The organism is Dolichospermum sp. FACHB-1250 (genome assembly GCF_014696335.1).
Lineage (GTDB): Bacteria > Cyanobacteriota > Cyanobacteriia > Cyanobacteriales > Nostocaceae > Dolichospermum > Dolichospermum planctonicum.
Window position 1 is genome coordinate 1 of the sequence record NZ_JACJPZ010000074.1, and the last position, 16,138, is coordinate 16,138.

General features: G+C 38.6%; 14 protein-coding genes, 1 tRNA gene and 1 pseudogene. 3 read left to right on the forward strand and 13 right to left on the reverse strand.

Annotated features, from left to right (window positions below; genetic code table 11):
• Positions 1 to 572: 572 nt before the first annotated feature.
• The 5 genes from iscB to lepB all read right to left on the reverse strand — a co-directional run bounded on the left by iscB (position 573) and on the right by lepB (position 6,399).
• On the reverse strand, positions 573 to 1,856 hold the full coding sequence (iscB, locus tag H6F39_RS18735) for an RNA-guided endonuclease IscB (protein WP_190397204.1): 1,284 nt from the start codon (positions 1,854 to 1,856) through the stop codon (positions 573 to 575).
• 202 nt (positions 1,857 to 2,058) lie between these two features.
• Entirely contained in the window at positions 2,059 to 2,445 is a 387-nt protein-coding gene (locus H6F39_RS18740; protein WP_190397205.1) for a four helix bundle protein, read from the reverse strand.
• Between the two features lie 195 nt (positions 2,446 to 2,640).
• On the reverse strand, positions 2,641 to 4,386 hold the full coding sequence (locus H6F39_RS18745; protein ID WP_190397206.1) for a R3H domain-containing nucleic acid-binding protein: 1,746 nt from the start codon (positions 4,384 to 4,386) through the stop codon (positions 2,641 to 2,643).
• A 45-nt stretch (positions 4,387 to 4,431) separates the two neighbouring features.
• Positions 4,432 to 5,550 (reverse strand): circadian clock protein LdpA, encoded by a 1,119-nt coding sequence (gene ldpA / locus H6F39_RS18750; protein ID WP_190397207.1) that lies wholly within the window; start codon positions 5,548 to 5,550, stop codon positions 4,432 to 4,434.
• A gap of 195 nt (positions 5,551 to 5,745) precedes the next feature.
• The gene (lepB, locus tag H6F39_RS18755; protein WP_190397208.1) at positions 5,746 to 6,399 is read right to left on the reverse strand and encodes a signal peptidase I; all 654 of its coding nucleotides are present in this window, start codon (positions 6,397 to 6,399) and stop codon (positions 5,746 to 5,748) included.
• Positions 6,400 to 6,625: 226 nt separating this feature from the next.
• Here lepB and H6F39_RS18760 point away from each other — a divergent pair, with 226 nt between their 5' ends.
• Positions 6,626 to 7,945, forward strand: coding sequence for a dihydroorotase (locus tag H6F39_RS18760; RefSeq protein ID WP_190397209.1), 1,320 nt, complete (start codon positions 6,626 to 6,628; stop codon positions 7,943 to 7,945).
• A 20-nt stretch (positions 7,946 to 7,965) separates the two neighbouring features.
• Here the strand turns inward: H6F39_RS18760 and tsaE are convergent, their stop codons facing one another.
• Both tsaE and yvcK read right to left on the reverse strand, forming a co-directional pair.
• Positions 7,966 to 8,394 (reverse strand): tRNA (adenosine(37)-N6)-threonylcarbamoyltransferase complex ATPase subunit type 1 TsaE, encoded by a 429-nt coding sequence (gene tsaE, locus H6F39_RS18765; protein WP_190397210.1) that lies wholly within the window; start codon positions 8,392 to 8,394, stop codon positions 7,966 to 7,968.
• Positions 8,395 to 8,536: 142 nt separating this feature from the next.
• Positions 8,537 to 9,913 carry a gluconeogenesis factor YvcK family protein gene (gene yvcK, locus H6F39_RS18770; RefSeq protein ID WP_190372772.1) on the reverse strand — a complete coding sequence of 459 codons (1,377 nt, stop codon included), beginning with the start codon at positions 9,911 to 9,913 and terminating at the stop codon, positions 8,537 to 8,539.
• Between the two features lie 155 nt (positions 9,914 to 10,068).
• Here yvcK and ruvC point away from each other — a divergent pair, with 155 nt between their 5' ends.
• On the forward strand, positions 10,069 to 10,560 hold the full coding sequence (gene ruvC / locus H6F39_RS18775) for a crossover junction endodeoxyribonuclease RuvC (RefSeq protein WP_137908474.1): 492 nt from the start codon (positions 10,069 to 10,071) through the stop codon (positions 10,558 to 10,560).
• A 787-nt stretch (positions 10,561 to 11,347) separates the two neighbouring features.
• Here the strand turns inward: ruvC and H6F39_RS18780 are convergent.
• The 6 genes from H6F39_RS18780 to H6F39_RS18805 all read right to left on the reverse strand — a co-directional run bounded on the left by H6F39_RS18780 (position 11,348) and on the right by H6F39_RS18805 (position 15,751).
• Positions 11,348 to 12,277, reverse strand: a complete 930-nt coding sequence (locus H6F39_RS18780) for a carbohydrate ABC transporter permease (RefSeq protein WP_137908484.1) — start codon at positions 12,275 to 12,277, stop codon at positions 11,348 to 11,350.
• 207 nt (positions 12,278 to 12,484) lie between these two features.
• Positions 12,485 to 12,961 carry a phosphate-starvation-inducible PsiE family protein gene (locus H6F39_RS18785; protein WP_137908473.1) on the reverse strand — a complete coding sequence of 159 codons (477 nt, stop codon included), beginning with the start codon at positions 12,959 to 12,961 and terminating at the stop codon, positions 12,485 to 12,487.
• Positions 12,962 to 13,430: 469 nt separating this feature from the next.
• Positions 13,431 to 13,502: transfer RNA gene (locus tag H6F39_RS18790), tRNA-Asn, on the reverse strand.
• Positions 13,503 to 13,661: 159 nt separating this feature from the next.
• Complete coding sequence (locus H6F39_RS18795; RefSeq protein ID WP_137908472.1) at positions 13,662 to 14,210, reverse strand: NYN domain-containing protein; 549 nt, start codon at positions 14,208 to 14,210, stop codon at positions 13,662 to 13,664.
• Between the two features lie 573 nt (positions 14,211 to 14,783).
• Positions 14,784 to 15,461: an energy-coupling factor ABC transporter ATP-binding protein gene (locus tag H6F39_RS18800; protein ID WP_137908471.1), complete on the reverse strand. Its 678-nt coding sequence runs from the start codon at positions 15,459 to 15,461 to the stop codon at positions 14,784 to 14,786.
• Between the two features lie 2 nt (positions 15,462 to 15,463).
• Complete coding sequence (locus tag H6F39_RS18805) at positions 15,464 to 15,751, reverse strand: hypothetical protein (RefSeq protein WP_137908470.1); 288 nt, start codon at positions 15,749 to 15,751, stop codon at positions 15,464 to 15,466.
• 265 nt (positions 15,752 to 16,016) lie between these two features.
• Here H6F39_RS18805 and H6F39_RS18810 point away from each other — a divergent pair.
• Positions 16,017 to 16,138 (forward strand): annotated as a pseudogene (locus H6F39_RS18810) (photosystem II D2 protein (photosystem q(a) protein)); the annotation flags it as partial.

The window sequence follows — 16,138 nt, forward strand, 5'->3', positions numbered from 1 at the left end:
TCATTGACCTTTAAATAAATAGGAGAAATATCAGCATAATCCCAACCTAGTTCTTCAATAAAAAGCGATGTAAAATCAGCTAATTGCAGGTATTTTTTAACTTGACTACGATTAAACTTCATAAAATGCACTCCTAGGATAAATAAGGTTTTTACCCCACCCTCTCACAAGGGTAGGTTTTTTACATTGTCGTCAGGGTAAGACTGGGAAGACAAGGAGGGAAAGTAGACAAGGAAGTTATGCCTCTGTTGATTGATATCACTACCAACTCAGAGAGTCCACAGTGTAGCTACAGCAATAGCTAACCATAATCTTTCAGCCCTTTTGGGATCTGTCAAACGAGTTTTATGCCACTGTCATCTATATTTCCCATTGAGAACAATACTCAATTATTACCTATTAACCAACTTTCTGGATGATTAATCATCTAAACCTCCTCCAGGAGACCCCCACCAAAACTGTACTCAGTTTGGTGATGGGAGGAATGGAGGGTTAATTGTGAAACGTCCCTTGAGTAATTTTGTGCGCCAGCACAAACAATGAGAGGGACAGTTGAGTAATTAACAAATCTTTTATACTGCATACGAATAACCATCCTTTGCGTGAATGCGTTTACAAAACTTATGTGATATTCCTTGAATCAATCCATTTTTAGTAGAAATATTGAAACTACCAGTTAAACGAATAGCCACTTTTCCTACATAAGTACCAATCTTTTTACCTGTAGTGACAACTGCTTTAGCGATATCACCAGTTTGAAAACCAAAATGTATTTTTTCTCTCGGTACGTGCCTACTCGGAAAACCGTATTTGTCAGTTCGACAAGATTGTCTAGAGCCGTGACCGTTAGCTGTAATTAGCAATGGCTTAACACCTTTGATATTGAGAATTGGCGTTGATTTACCAACACAAGCGGCATCAATCCAGTGCGTTTTCTCTAGATTCTGCTCACTTCTATTAAACTTTGTTAACCCTCCTGAACCTGTTTCTACAGGTAATCCGGTTGCTTTTAGAACTTCTAGTAATGCAGTACGAGTTGTGTTTACTGCGGCTGCATTAGCCAGTGGTCTTTTGGCTTGCTTCAAGATTTTTTCTAACTTTGAAGGATCTTTTTTGAGAAAATCTTTGATGTCTTTCGTTCCCTTTTTGGTGTTACACTTTTCACAACTTAAAGTGAGATTCGTAATTGAATTACTACCACCCTTGGCTCGTGGATGAATATGTTCTATTTGAAAAGGAACGTCTTTCGCTCCACAGTAAGCACATTGTCTACTCCACTTTTCTAGCAAGTATTCTCTGGTTTCGTAACCAGCTAAAGTTCCCTGTTGATATTCCTTACCTTGAATATCAGGATTAGCCATTAACTGCATATCAAACCTGACTAATTCTTGGCTAATAGCCTGAATTGGTGAGAGTTTACGCAATCTTTCAACCCAAGTTTTAATATTATCAACCCGACTTTGTAGGCTTGGTGCTAACCATCCTTCTGGACGGGTTCTATTCAAAAACCTTGGTTGTCTGTAACGAGTTTTTCTTGCACGTCTAGAACGTCTTAATTGTCTTCTAGAAGTTAAAGCATCTCTAATTGCAAAGCCTCTATGTTTTAATTCAGCAGCAAATACAACTTCGCCAGTTAAATCATTAACTAATACCATTCCCGTGAACTTTGCACCAGGGTCAATCTTTAGCTTTAGCGACGATACTGGGGATTCAGGACGGGATTTTTTGAGAATAATTGTGAATGGGAATTGCCTATAAATTGCTGCTTTTTTGTTTCTCAATAGTTGTCTAGCTTGCGCCGAATGAATTGGGTTTAATGGCGTGAAGTTGGTATCTAAAACAAATACTTTGGACATATTGTCCCTCCTTACGGGTAATGTTAGCCTAGACAAAGATTTAAAGGCTTTTTACGCTAACAGCACTGGATTAACCCAATAAGCCTGTTTAACTGTTAACCTCATGGCTACAAACTGGCTGCGTATTTGTAGGTGAGATGACCTGAAAATCGTAGTGATTTAACACTTAGTCGGGTAAACTCTGGGCTTTAAAAGCCCCCACTTACCCAAAGGGAAGTGGTGGGTAATTTACTTTTACTAATCCACTTAAAACTTGATTGTATGTACTATATAAATCTCTTCCTTCCTCTACGGAAATATATTGACATTTCACTGCAAATTTTAGCCACACTTGGGTTTCGGCTGCTTCCGATTCACAATCATTTAATTTAGCTATAAATGAGGCTTTATATCTTCTTTTTCTCCAAGCTTCTGCAAAATTCGCACACACTGAACGAGAAGAACGACGTATGTCAGTCAGGGAATATCTTTCTTCCGCAGGAAACTGTTTTGATAAATCAAAAATTGTCATTGCTGCATTAAACGCTTTTTGATATATCCCTAAATCTTCATGGGTTTTAATTTTTCTTGGTTCTTCTTCCTTGTCCACTTTCCTTCCTTGTCTGCCTTGTCTTTCCCTATTATAAATCTTAATGTAAAAAACCTACCCTTGACCCCACCCTAACCCTCCCCTTGCTAAGGAGAGGGGACTAGATTCCGGTTTCCCCACCTTGACAATGGGGGACTTTTGTGGGGTAACTAAACCTGGGTTTTTAATGCAGAAAAGGGGAAAATGATCAAGAACTTAAGCCGGATAAATTCTTAACCGCCGATTTGGTTCATCGCCAAAACTGTCGGATTTGAGGCGATAATGTTCTACTAACTCATGCTGCATTTTCCGCACTTGGGAAGAACGGGGTAGTAACTCCACAGGTTGACCCTTAGGAATAACAATCTGCTCTACAGCAAGTCTAGCTTCCTCCAAAGCGTCCATTTCATCATCACTACCATTGTGTAGTAACAATTGTAACTCTCTGTTATCGCCAATATCTGGATCATCCATATTCAGAAGTCGGCGTAAACTGCGAGTAATTTGGGGAATTGTACTGGACTTAATCATGAACATCGGTAAATTACGGGCTTTAGCCATTTGTCGTAACTTAGCGTGGTTCTTGACGTGCGATCGCAAAGCTAAAATAGCATCAGCACTATCTAAGTCTTTTGTCAAGACCACAGGCAAAGTTAACACATTAATTACCTGTTCAAGTTGATCACGACTCACCCCATAAGGGTAAATATGTAATGGCAAATCTTCCCCATTGGGACCTGCTGGTTTGCGGCTGGGAAAATTAATACTTTCTGAGTAATTGAAAGATTCATCTAACAAGCGGTCAAATTCACTGCGTCCCGTCGGTCTTTCCCTTTCCATAGATAAAGGTGGTAAAGCCACCATTTGTCCAGAAGAACGCCAACCATTGGGTTTAGCAGCCAAGAAAGACTCTTCCACCTTAGTCACGTGGCCATTACCATTACCATTACCACCATTGACCACAGCCAACTGTCTAGCAATACCCACCTTACCCTGATCATCAACGGTTCTAGTTTGTGGGTTAGGTTGACGACCACGTAACAAAGTATCAACCGTATCAGCCACACAGTCATGAACTACCCAGCGTTGTCGTTCTAACATTTCCACAGCAATGTCAAAAGTAGGCGGAGCTTTGCGTTCTAAAACCGTTTTTTGCGAACCACGTCGTCTAGCCTCATCATCTCCCAAAGTAACAGCCTGAATACCTCCCACCAAATCAGATAGAGTCGGATTTTTAATCAGATTTTCAATCTGATTACCGTGGGCAGTTCCCACTAATTGTACCCCTCTTTCCGCAATAGTACGGGCTGCTAAAGCTTCCAATTCCGTGCCAATTTCATCAATCACAATCACCTCTGGCATATGGTTTTCCACAGCCTCAATCATGACTTGATGTTGTAATTCTGGCTGAGAAACTTGCATTCGTCTGGCCCGACCAATGGCAGGGTGAGCAACATCACCATCTCCAGCGATTTCGTTAGATGTGTCAATAATCACCACTCGCTTATTTAAGTCATCGGCCAACACGCGGGCAATTTCCCTTAAAGCCGTGGTTTTACCAACACCGGGACGACCGAGCATCAGAATTGATTGACCAGTTTCCACCAAATCGCGGATCATGGCAATTGTTCCGAATACCGCCCGGCCAACACGACAGGTTAAACCGATAATCTTACCACTACGGTTGCGGATAGCACTGATGCGATGTAAAGTTTGTTCAATTCCTGCCCGATTATCCCCTCCAAAATTTCCAACTCTTTGTATACAATCATCTATCTGTGCTTGAGTGACTGGTGTTTCGCTCAGATACTCCGCTCCATGGGGAAACCGAGCTTCTGGACGACGACCTAAATCCAAAACTACTTCAACTAAATTATGTCCTTGAGGGTGATTCTTTAGTTTTTGTTGGAGGTCTTGGGGTAAAATGTCTAACAACTTGTGGAGATCTTCTGTAATCGTCATGGCAATAATTGGTGACTGACGTTTTTAGAGATATGGTTCGAGTGATTAGCGTAAACGCCCAGACTTAATCTGGGAAACGAGAGTATGGGCCAGCCTTACAGCCTCCCAAAGTAATTCTGGTCTTGTTTCCAAGCGGCTGTTACCTTGACTATCAGTGTTAATCACCTCCTTACTTTCTAACTGGTCAAGAATAGATGACAGCAATACACGGGCATAACTACCATAGGCAACCCCAGCTATTTTGGATTGGGGATTGTGATCTTGGACTCCAAAATCATTCAGTAGTCCCATGCCTTGCAATTTAGGAACAGTATAGCTATTAGTGCCACCTGCTAACTGCACATATCCCGGTAGGTTTGCTGTCAAAACTTTCTGTCCTAATTTCACAGTGGCTATGGTTGTACCATTACCAATATCACCACTCATGGAACGCCCGTCAGTTTGCCAAATTAAAAACTGCGGACGGGGGACAATTAAATCGTAAATTGCTTTTAAGTAATCAATTAGTCCTTCTCCATCATTACAACTGATAGCGACTAACTTTAATTTATCTACCCAAGGTGTCATTGCCGCCCATAACCGTTGAAATTCTGCCAACCGCCCTACTTGAGTATGAATTTCTACAGCATCTATTCCCATGGACATGATCAATGGTGCAACCTCCCCTAGCGTTGACACATAAGATTTTGTATAAATTATCCCATAGGGACAGATGGGAACGCAACGCCCACAGCCATAACATTTTTCTCTAATTACTCCCGATAGCTCATCTTTGGTATTGTTAAATAAAATTGCCTGGGCTGGACAAATTTTTTCACATGGTTTAAGACAATCACTGGGACAGTGTTGAGAATTAAACTCAGCTTTTCTAAAATGGGGATCTTCACCATCATTGACGCTGACCATTAACAAGGGCAAATTACCTGTAAAGGCAAAGCCCCGCTCCTGGGCAACCTTGGCCAAACTCTTGGCTACCATTAAAGCTTCTTGAGTGGCGGCAATGACCGCCGTATCGGCTGCTACATCTATACAGTCAGCACCAGCCAAAGTGTAGGCCAATGTTAAATTTCTGACCGCAGGCAGGTGTTGGAAACTGGCTCCGCAAATTAATTTGAACCAGTTACCTTGTTTTAGGGATTGTAAGGGAGCTAATAAATCAGTCACACTTCCATTATGCTTTGATTCGACTATAAATTGCAGCCTGTAATCAAGAAAATTGATTTGATTAGTAATAGGATTTATGCCTTGACAATAAATACAAAATATGTATTGATAGCCCAGGTAGCCTTAGCTTGACTTCTGTGGGGGCGGGTTTTCCCGCCTCCTAACTTCCTTTATATGACTTTATATGGTATCACTTCATGGCTTTGCAGATGGATAAACAGGAGATTTATCAATCGGTCCAATTTTGTTGAGTGGCCAAAAACGAACTACAGCCTGACCAATAATACGTTCGCGGGGAACAACGCCCCAACAACGTCCATCATAACTACTACCTCGGTTATCACCTAACATTAAGTAGGAATTTGGGGGAATAATTTCGGGTTTAGCCAAGAAAGGAGGCTGGGGACCGCTGCTATTGCAAGTCTCAACGAATGTCCGCACAGCAGAAGATAGATAAAGATTTTCCTGTAAAGGCTGGCCATTAATATATACTTTGCCAGCCTTAAGTTCCACTTTTTCACCGGGTAAACCAATTACTCTTTTAATATATGCGTCCCGTTTAGGATTCTTTATTGTTTCTGGTGGTAAAAATACTACTATATCTCCGCGCTGGGGGTCAGCAAATTTATACTTCACCTTATCCACGATAATCTTATCCGCTTTCCATTGGTCTTCGACACCATGTAAAGTTGGTTCCATAGAGCCAGAAGGAATCCAACGGGCTTCAGCGACAAAGGTACGAATTCCCAGAGCTAGAAAGACACTCAAGATCATCGTTTTACCTAGCTCTACTATCCAGGAATTATCAGGTTGTTGGCTAGAGTTTTGATCAGACGCTTGATTTGGCATGAAATTGTTGAAGTATGTTAAGAGACTAGTATTGAACTCAGACAGAGAGACTTGATATTATCAATCTTAACGAGATGGGGCAAATGGTAGGTAAATCAAGTCAAAAATCTAGTATTTTCCTGTGTTCAACCACAAACAATCAGGTTCTTAGCTGACTTGACTTGACAATAAACCTATTCAAGAAAAAGTTATCTATGATCCATAAATACTTAAAAATTGTACATCCATGTCAACTACGCAAAGTTTACTGATTCGTCATGCTGAAATTATTCTACCTAATGGTGAGTCAATGATTGGGGATGTCTTAACTCAGGGAAGACAAATAGTCCAGTTAGGTCAAGAAATTACTAATGCTTCTCCTACCCATGAAATTGACGCACGGGGTTTAACTTTGTTGCCAGGAGTAATTGACCCCCAGGTGCATTTCCGCGAACCAGGTTTAAAACACAAGGAAGACTTGTTTACAGCCAGTTGTGCTTGTGCTAAGGGGGGTGTCACCTCGTTTTTAGAAATGCCGAATACAAGACCTTTAACCATTAGTCAGTCGGCTTTAAATGACAAGTTACAGCGGGCTGCTAGTAAGTGCTTAGTTAATTATGGCTTTTTTATTGGGGCTACGGGAGACAATTTACCAGATTTACTTTCTGCTAGTCCGACACCAGGAATTAAGGTGTTTATGGGGTCAATGCACGGACAGTTATTGGTAAGCCAGGAGGAGGTACTAGAGGCGATTTTTGCCCAGGGAAATCGTTTAATTGCTGTTCATGCCGAAGACCAAGCTAGAATTAATCAACGCAAACAAGAGTTTGCGGGTATTGAAGATCCGGCTATTCATTCCCAAATTCAAGATAATCAAGCCGCTTTGTTAGCTACCCAATTGGCGTTAAAACTCTCTAAAAAGTATCAGCGCCGCTTGCATATTTTACATATGTCAACAGCGGAGGAAGCGGAGTTACTACGTCATGATAAACCCAGTTGGGTGACAGCGGAGGTAACACCCCAACATTTGCTTTTAAATACTAGTGCTTATGCAACTATTGGTACTTTAGCACAAATGAATCCCCCTTTGCGATCGCCCCACGATAATGAAGTTCTCTGGCAAGCTTTACGGGATGGTATCATTGATTTTATCGCTACAGACCACGCCCCCCACACTTTAGCAGAAAAAGCCCAAACTTACCCTAACACGCCTTCGGGAATGCCCGGTGTAGAAACTTCTTTACCTTTAATGTTAACCGCTGCTATGACAGGAAAATGTACTGTTGCTCAAGTTGTCCAATGGATGTCTAAAGCGGTAGCTGTAGCCTATGGTATCCCCAATAAGGGAGAAATTTCCCCTGGTTATGATGCTGATTTGGTTTTGGTAGATTTAAAAAATTACCGGGAAGTTAAACGGGAAGAAGTTTTAAGTAAGTGTGGTTGGAGTCCTTTTGAAGGTTGGAATTTGACGGGTTGGCCTGTAACAACTATTGTCGGTGGTGAAATCGTTTATGATCATGGTCAGGTAAATACCCAAATTCGCGGACAAGCTTTGACTTTTTCATAATTCTAGTCAGTGGTCAATGGTCAGTTTATTTCCGTAATTTCGGCCTGACGTTGACCATTTTCACCATGGTTTAAACGTATCTTCAAATAACTATCTGGTAAATAAGGCATTCGTTCAGCCCATTCAATTGCTACAATTCCCGGTGTGACTTCTATTCCTTCCCAGTAACTTTCTAAATTTAAACCTATCACTTCATGAGTTTCAAGACGGTATAAATCTAAGTGATAAAGCGGAATTCGTCCTTCTGTATACTCATTAATTAGAGTAAAAGTAGGACTAACAATAGGGTCAATTATTCCCAAACCTTTACCAATACTTTGGACTAAGGTAGTTTTACCAGCACCTAAATCACCTGACAATAAAATCACACTTCCCGCATTTAAGGTTTTTCCAAGAGTAATACCTAATTGCTGTGTTGCTTCTAAGTCTGGAAGAAAAATTGTAGTCATTTGTCTTATGTCATTTTTAATGGGTGTTTATCGTGAGCGATTGTTTTTAAATCGTGAGTAATTGTTTTTTAAACGTGAGCAATTGTTTATTGATTCAGAATGTATTTTTATTAATTAGCAATGACAGCATCAAATTAAAGACTTACTTTTTACTGTGATGCGCTCCACTATACCATTTCAGTAGAACCTTAGCTAACTTTTGGGGGTCATGACGAACAGCGCCATTTTCATCTTCAAATAAAATATTAGCAGGAATGATTCGCCGTCCTAATTGAATAACAGCTTCTCTATCTAAAAAAACTGGGTGGGCATTTTGTTGAGCATAACGAATGAGTGCTTGGGCTGAGGGTATTTTTTTATGAACTAACACAGCATCAAATAATCTTTTATTGTCACAAGCTTTATCTATAGCTTGAATATGATCAGAAACACTATATCCATCAGTTTCTCCTGGTTGAGTCATGATATTACAGATATAAATGCGAGGTATATCAGTAGCAGCGATCGCATCAGCAATTTCTCTGACTAATAAATTAGGAATTAAGCTAGTATAAAGACTGCCAGGGCCAATAATAATGTAATCAGCTTCTTCAATAGCTTTAATTGCAGCGGGTAATGCGGGGGGATTTTCAGGAATACAACCGATTTTGACAATTTTTCCTTCAGCTTTGGGAATATTAGATTCACCCTCAATGCGTCGGCCGTCTGTCAATTCTGCCCAAAGTCTTACATCACTAAGAGTAGCAGGTAAAACTTGTCCTTTCACTGCTAACACTTTAGAACTAGCAGCAATAGCCTGTTCTAAATCTCCAGCAATATCAGTCATAGCAGTTAAAAATAAATTACCAAAACTGTGGCCTGTTAATCCATCTCCAGCACGAAAACGATACTGAAATAATTCCGTCAGCAATCTTTCCTCGTCTGCTAATGCTGCTAAACAATTGCGGATATCTCCAGGAGGTAAAACACCAAATTCTTCTCGTAATCTACCCGAAGAACCACCATCATCTGCTACAGTAACAACAGCGGTAATATTAGCACTGTAGGTTTTCAAACCTCGGAGTAAAGTGGAAAGTCCCGTACCACCACCAATAACAACAATTTTGGGACCTCGATATAAACGACGGTGAGCTAAAAGAACATCTATCAATTCCTCCTCCTCACCTTCCGGTCTTAATACTTCTGTAATTGAACCTACAGTGCGGTATTGTCCCCACAACAACAATAAAACACCAGATAGCAGGAGTAAAGGACCGCTGATATAGTTGGGGAAAATGTCCGCAAAAAACGCTAAAAGACCCGTGAGAAATTCTAGTATCCAAAAAATTGGGGTTAATTTTACCCAAATAGCCAACCCCAAACTAGCCAACACCACACCCCCAACACTGATGAGTAACCAGCGTTTCACCACTAACCCGGGGGATAACCATTTAAACCATTGGTTAATGCGGTGGGAAGCGCGACCATGGGATTGTAATTGTAACGAATTAATCGCTCGTTTGAAAAAACCGCTGAACATACTCAATAGGGATTGTTGATACAAACAATATTTAACAAAAACTTTACATCATTGACTCACCAGTCTAGAGGGGAAATTGTCAGAATTATCCATTCCTTCATATTTGCAAGAGAAAAAAGTCAGCAGTTAGGAAAATTACCATCATAGAGAATTATATGGAAAAGCGGATTTTAGGCATAGATCCAGGACTAGCAATTGTGGGTTTTGGAGCGATTAATTGGCAAAAAAGTGCAAATAAAACGCAGGAGATAAAGATACAGATGATTGATTTTGGTGTCATTCGCACTCATGCGGATATGGAAATGAGTCAACGACTATGTATTTTATTTGATGATTTAAACACTCTTATCGAAGAAATACAACCAGATTTAGTTGCAATTGAAAAATTATTTTTTTATCGCATGGCTAATACTATTGTCGTTGCCCAAGCTAGAGGTGTGTTAATGCTAGTTTTAGGACAACGTAAACTTCCTTATGTGGAATTTGCACCTCCCCAAATTAAACAGGCTTTAACAAATTATGGTAAGGCAGATAAAGCAGAAGTACAAGAAGCTGTCATGCGCGAGTTAGATTTAGATGAAATTCCCCGACCAGATGATGCTGCGGATGCTTTAGCGTTGGCTTTGACGGCTTCGTTTCAATTATAATAATATATACAGTATTAATCTATATATTCTTTTTTGCTATGAGTAAATAAAAGTATGGATTTGTTTCACGCACAAACGCAGAAGCGCAGGGAAATAAGTTGAAAAATCTAGTTTTTTGTTAATGTTTAAGTTTGTTTTAGGTTAGTTCTCACAATTTATATACTTTTTTTCTCGTGCAAAGTCACAAATTCGCAAAAGTCTTGATTTTAAATTGGTAGTTTTTAAGTTTTTGCTTTCATAAGTTCAAAAATTTGTTTTAATTCAGTAAAGTTGTAAATTAAATTAAGTTTATTTTCAATATTTACTGTTAAATTATACAAAAAGATTGTTAAATAATCTATTCTATTTGTTTTAATATCTTTAGCTATCGGATAAAAAAACAAAAATAATGTATTGCAATACAAAGCTTTTGTTGAAGTTAGTTGTGTTATTAGGAATAGTGCTTTAACTTCTTGATTTTATGGCGTTTTTTCTCTAATGCAATTTGTAACTTTATAAGAATATTAATTCTATAAACAGGAGTTTAATTTTATAAAACTGTTAATACTCTTTTTGCTGTTTTTAGCCTAGGTATAACAATTTATAACTCTGTAATTATTGGAAATTTTACTTAAATTCAGCTTGTATCTACTATTTTTTCTGCTTTTTAACAAAACTACTGGAAAACTTTCTGTAGATAAATATCCCTCAAACCCTAATTTCTCTGTGTCCTCTGTGCCTAGAGTGGTTTGTTAACCTTAATTTAAACGTAAACAATTTAAATTTTAAATAATGGGATTTTTAAATATCAAACATTAAAATCATTACCATCTTGCTGATTGACAATCAATCTTAAAACTGATAAAATCAAAATTATTAAAAATAATACTAAACCAATAGTACAAGCATAGCTAATTTCTAAATTATCAAATGCTTGTTCGTATAAATAATAAACAATTGTCTTGGAACTGTTGAGAGGTCCACCTTGAGTCATGACATAAACTTCTTCAAAAACTTTTGTAGCAGCAATGGAAGAAATGACAGCAACTAAAGCTAAATAAGGTTTCATTAATGGTAGAGTAATATCCCAATGTTTGCGAATGCTATCAGAACCATCAATAGCAGCAGCTTCATAAATATCAGCGGGGATAGATTGTAACCCCGCTAAATAAATTACCATGTAGTAGCCTAAACCTTTCCAAATTGTTACGGCCATGACACTAGCTAAGGAAATAGGAACAATTCCTAAAATTTTATCTGGACTTGTTAACCAGGGAATTCCTGCGGGAAAAATCCCTAAAGTTTTGAGAATTTGATTAAGTAGTCCGGTTTCTGCATACAACCATTTCCAGGCTATTCCCGCCACTACCATGGAAATTACAACTGGTGTATAATATGCTGTTCTAAACCAATTCATTCCCCGCAGTTTTTGATTAACCAAAATTGCTAAAACTAGGGGGAAAAATACTAAAATTGGGACAACACCAATTAAATAAAGAAAAGTATTTTCTAAAGTTTGCCAAAAAACGGTATCTTTCCATAAACGCAGAAAATTTTTCCCACCTACCCACTGGGGAATATCTCCTATATTTTCGTAGCTGGTAAAGCTGAGATAAAAGGCTTGAATTGCTGGATAAAAAACTGTGAATGTTAAAATAATTAAAGCGGGTAACAAAAATAAATATGGTGTGATTTTCTGTTTAATTAAAATCCATTGTTTTGGCGTTAGTTCAGGCATATAATTAATTAATGGTAGATGTTGAATATTGATTTGTAATCTGCTATATTTGTAACTCATATCAGAGAATAGGAAATTAATTAAATCTAGGACTTATACAAAATATCTCTGAAATCTTCTTTGCTTCGTGTTCTTTGCTCCTTCGTGGTTCATTCCTAGCTCCTGTATAAGTCCTAAAATGATTCTTTCCCTATTCTCCAAATAGAATTATGATTCTGGTTCTAGTTCAATTATTTGATGTTTACTAATTTTTACCTGTTCTGATAAACTAGTCATCCAAGGTAAAGCCAGAAAAATTCCGGCTAGAACCAATAAGAATATAGAAAGTCCAAAAAGTTGATTCAGGGGAATTTCTAATACACCACGTAAAATCACTTCTCGCAAAGCGGAAACTATAGTAATTTCTACCGCTGCACCTACGGAAATACTTCGTTCTTGCAGATAATCAACTAACAACCTAAACAGTTCTACTAATATTAAAATAAACAAAATATCAGATGTTACCTGTCGTATATCTAAGGGACGCAAAAAAGATAAAAACATATCCCCTAGTCGAATCAGCATTACACAAAATAAACCCACGCACAGGGAAATAACAATAATATCCTGAAATATCTCCAAATTACGAACAATTCTATCACGTTTAAACCAATTATTGACTTCTATAATTATCCACTTTGGCATGGTATTTCTCAGAAAATCTAGATAAATCTATTTTAACGATTAACCATTAAACCAATCTTAATAGATTCTTATTTAATTCGGGAAAACCTTGTCATATCAATCTTTTGATTTGCCATAAACAGGCGCAAAATCATACACCCTCATATTACCACAAAAAGTCAAGATGTCAATACCCTAGTAAAATCGTGGCATTATTGACATTATTCTCAAGATTATTGAGAATGAACCCATATTTTTCTCAACAAACATAAAGATTACCTTTTTTTGTAAAAGACTGATTTGAAAAACTTATCATTCTCTTGCACCCAGGGACGCACAATGGTCTGAATCAAGAGTTAACAAAAACGCTTAAACGAGGAAATAAAAAGCCATAATTGACCTACTACTTTATCCTTTAATTAGAAATTAAGCAGTATGTCAATTAAGATGTGATTTTGCAGGAAGTTTAATAAACTTCCCCTGATTTAAACTCCCCAGGCCGGATTCGAACCAGCGACCAATCGATTAACAGTCGATCGCTCTACCACTGAGCTACTGAGGAACGCTCTTAACTTTAATCATAATAAACCACAATCCAAATTAATGCAAGAGGTTTTGAAAAAATTTTTGAACTTTTTTTTGGTTGCTGGGAAAATCACCAGCCTTAAATACCCCAAACCCTTTCTATTGCTGAAGTTCAGAGTTTTTTGAATTTGGAAATTTACAATCCCATGCGGAGTTCTGCTAACCGTTCTCTGGCTTTAGCATCAATGGCATTGGCCAGAAATCTACTTTTAGGTTGTTTTTTGGACTGATACCTAGGACGCATCCTAGATACTGTAGTTTCTACTTCACCACATAGTTGATGCGCTGACAACCATTCTGCACCATAGCCCTGAACCGTTAACTGCTGCGCTCGATCTGATGTAGCGACAATCATGCGAGAAATTAAAGATTGGGCTATTTGGTGACGGAGAGACGCACAGGTTTTTTCTATATAGGTATCCGCAGTCTGGCCAAAATCCGTATAATAGACTGTTAAAAATTCTGTAATGGTTTCTCTGTTGCTAGGGGTGTTTTGATATTGAGCATCAAAGACCACTTGAGTTTCATAGCCTTGGAAGGCACTATAATTAGTCATGGCTGCTACTAACTCTCCCCGTGCGGCTTCCAGCCCGACATGATCACGGGTTTTTTTCAAGCAAGGCCAAGCGCCTATAATATTGTAGCCGTCTACTAATAGCACGGCTGAGACGATGGAAGAAGGCATGGTTTTTTATCACAATTATCTAGAGTTAACAAAAATCATTCATAAGACTTATAGTAAATGAAGAATTGCTTGTAACTTTATGTTACAAAAAATAAAAAATCCTGCCTTGAGTCAAAATTCAACCTCAAGATAGAAGTCATAATTAGGGAAATGCCTACCAATATCAGGCTTATTGCCATTCCTGATCTAGACTTGAAAACCTTCTGTTTTACCATACTAAAAAACCAGATACCTCTACAGCATCCTGTATTGTGGTATCTGGTTATTAAGGTTTTGCTAAAAAGTGTTCTTGTGGGGTCTAAGAGAACGAATTGACATACTCACCGACCTGAAGGTGCGGGGAAACACTTGACACTTCACCAGAACACGCCACAAGTGGTCTTATCGTCCCTCCATGTCCGTTTAAAGTCTCCCAATGCCCTATGGCGACTATGACCAAATTTTAACATAAAGCCGTCCTAAAAGGACGGGGCTTGTATCCCAGATTTTTGGTCAGGGGTCAGAAGGGGAATTTAAAATTTTTTAGCATCCTTCCTCATATTTATCTTGATTCTTGATGAATCTAGGATGAGTCTAGTATGAATGATGATTTGCTTGCATTAATCTCTGTTTCAGACGTTGTCCTTCACCAGTATCAACTAAACAACCCTTTTCTAATAAAAAAGCACCATCACAATAATTTAACTCTTCTAAGCGATGAGTTACCCACAAAGCAGTAATTCCGCGACTTTTTACTAAATTACGCACAGTAACCACTAAATCAAGTTGACTGTCTGGATCTAATAAAGCAGTGGGTTCATCTAATAATAACAGATGACAGTGACGAGCGATCGCCCCAGCAATTGCTACTCGTTGTTTTTGTCCACCGGAAAGGGCATAAATAGGTCGTCGCTGTAGAGACAGTAAGTTTACTGCATCTAAAGCCTCTTCTACCCTAGCTTTAACTACATTAGGTAGTAACTTTTCCGCCACCAATCCAAAAGCTACATCAGCACCAACCGTAGGCATAACTAGTTGATGATCAGGATTTTGGAACACAAAGCCTACGGGGGGTAAAACCATAATTTGCCCAGATTGAGGTGTTAATAGTCCTACTATTAATCTCAATAGAGTAGATTTACCACTACCGTTTGTTCCCAAAAGCATCCAAAATTCCCCTTTAGGTACTTGCAGAGAGCAAGATTTGATCACCTGCTCTCCATTAGGCCAAAAGAAGTTTAAATTATTAACTTCGATGCCTACTGCTGTCATCTTTATACCTTAGCTTCTTCAGCAGTAGTGAAAGCAGCAAAGCCGGGAGGTTTACCACTACTGGTAGTTGGACCATCTTTCTGCACAATTTGGACTCCCGAAATTTCACTAGCACGGACAGCAATTTTTTTTTCTGTTTTCCCTTCGCACTTGAGTTCCACAATATCAGGGTTTCCAGAACGCATTGCCGCTAAAATCAGTTGATAGACCGCTTCGGCATCCTCAGTAGACTTACGTTGTACTGATATAGGGAAGGCAGTATTTCTGATGCTTAAGTCGATGGTAAACATTTAGAACTAATCAATTTTCACTGTAGAACCCATTCTAGCGTCAGTTGTTAAGAATTTTCTGGCCTACTTTTTTGTATCTCCAATCCCCAAATAAAATTTTTTTTAGTCCACTAGCAAAATTAGAGATTTTCACCTATTATGATAGAAAGCGTAAAAAATTGTAAACTGGATTAACAATCTGGTTGACTTTATGTAAAGGGCTAATTTTCGCCATTTACATACGCATAATATCCGTACTTATAAAACATTTTGGAGATCTACTCTCATGACCATTGCAGTTGGACGCGCCCCCAGTAGAGGGTGGTTTGACGTATTAGACGACTGGTTAAAGCGCGATCGCTTTGTATTCGTAGGTTGGTCAGGAATATTACTATTCCCCTGCGCCTT

Bases quoted from the DNA above. Each gene is read 5' to 3' on its own strand.
- iscB (WP_190397204.1), bottom strand. From the start codon at position 1,856: ATGTCCAAAGTATTTGTTTTAGATACCAACTTCACGCCATTAAACCCA.
- H6F39_RS18745 (WP_190397206.1), bottom strand. From the start codon at position 4,386: ATGACGATTACAGAAGATCTCCACAAGTTGTTAGACATTTTACCCCAA.
- lepB (WP_190397208.1), bottom strand. From the start codon at position 6,399: ATGCCAAATCAAGCGTCTGATCAAAACTCTAGCCAACAACCTGATAAT.
- H6F39_RS18760 (WP_190397209.1), top strand. From the start codon at position 6,626: ATGTCAACTACGCAAAGTTTACTGATTCGTCATGCTGAAATTATTCTA.
- tsaE (WP_190397210.1), bottom strand. From the start codon at position 8,394: ATGACTACAATTTTTCTTCCAGACTTAGAAGCAACACAGCAATTAGGT.
- yvcK (WP_190372772.1), bottom strand. From the start codon at position 9,913: ATGTTCAGCGGTTTTTTCAAACGAGCGATTAATTCGTTACAATTACAA.
- ruvC (WP_137908474.1), top strand. From the start codon at position 10,069: ATGGAAAAGCGGATTTTAGGCATAGATCCAGGACTAGCAATTGTGGGT.
- H6F39_RS18780 (WP_137908484.1), bottom strand. From the start codon at position 12,277: ATGCCTGAACTAACGCCAAAACAATGGATTTTAATTAAACAGAAAATC.
- H6F39_RS18785 (WP_137908473.1), bottom strand. From the start codon at position 12,961: ATGCCAAAGTGGATAATTATAGAAGTCAATAATTGGTTTAAACGTGAT.
- H6F39_RS18795 (WP_137908472.1), bottom strand. From the start codon at position 14,210: ATGCCTTCTTCCATCGTCTCAGCCGTGCTATTAGTAGACGGCTACAAT.
- H6F39_RS18800 (WP_137908471.1), bottom strand. From the start codon at position 15,461: ATGACAGCAGTAGGCATCGAAGTTAATAATTTAAACTTCTTTTGGCCT.
- H6F39_RS18805 (WP_137908470.1), bottom strand. From the start codon at position 15,751: ATGTTTACCATCGACTTAAGCATCAGAAATACTGCCTTCCCTATATCA.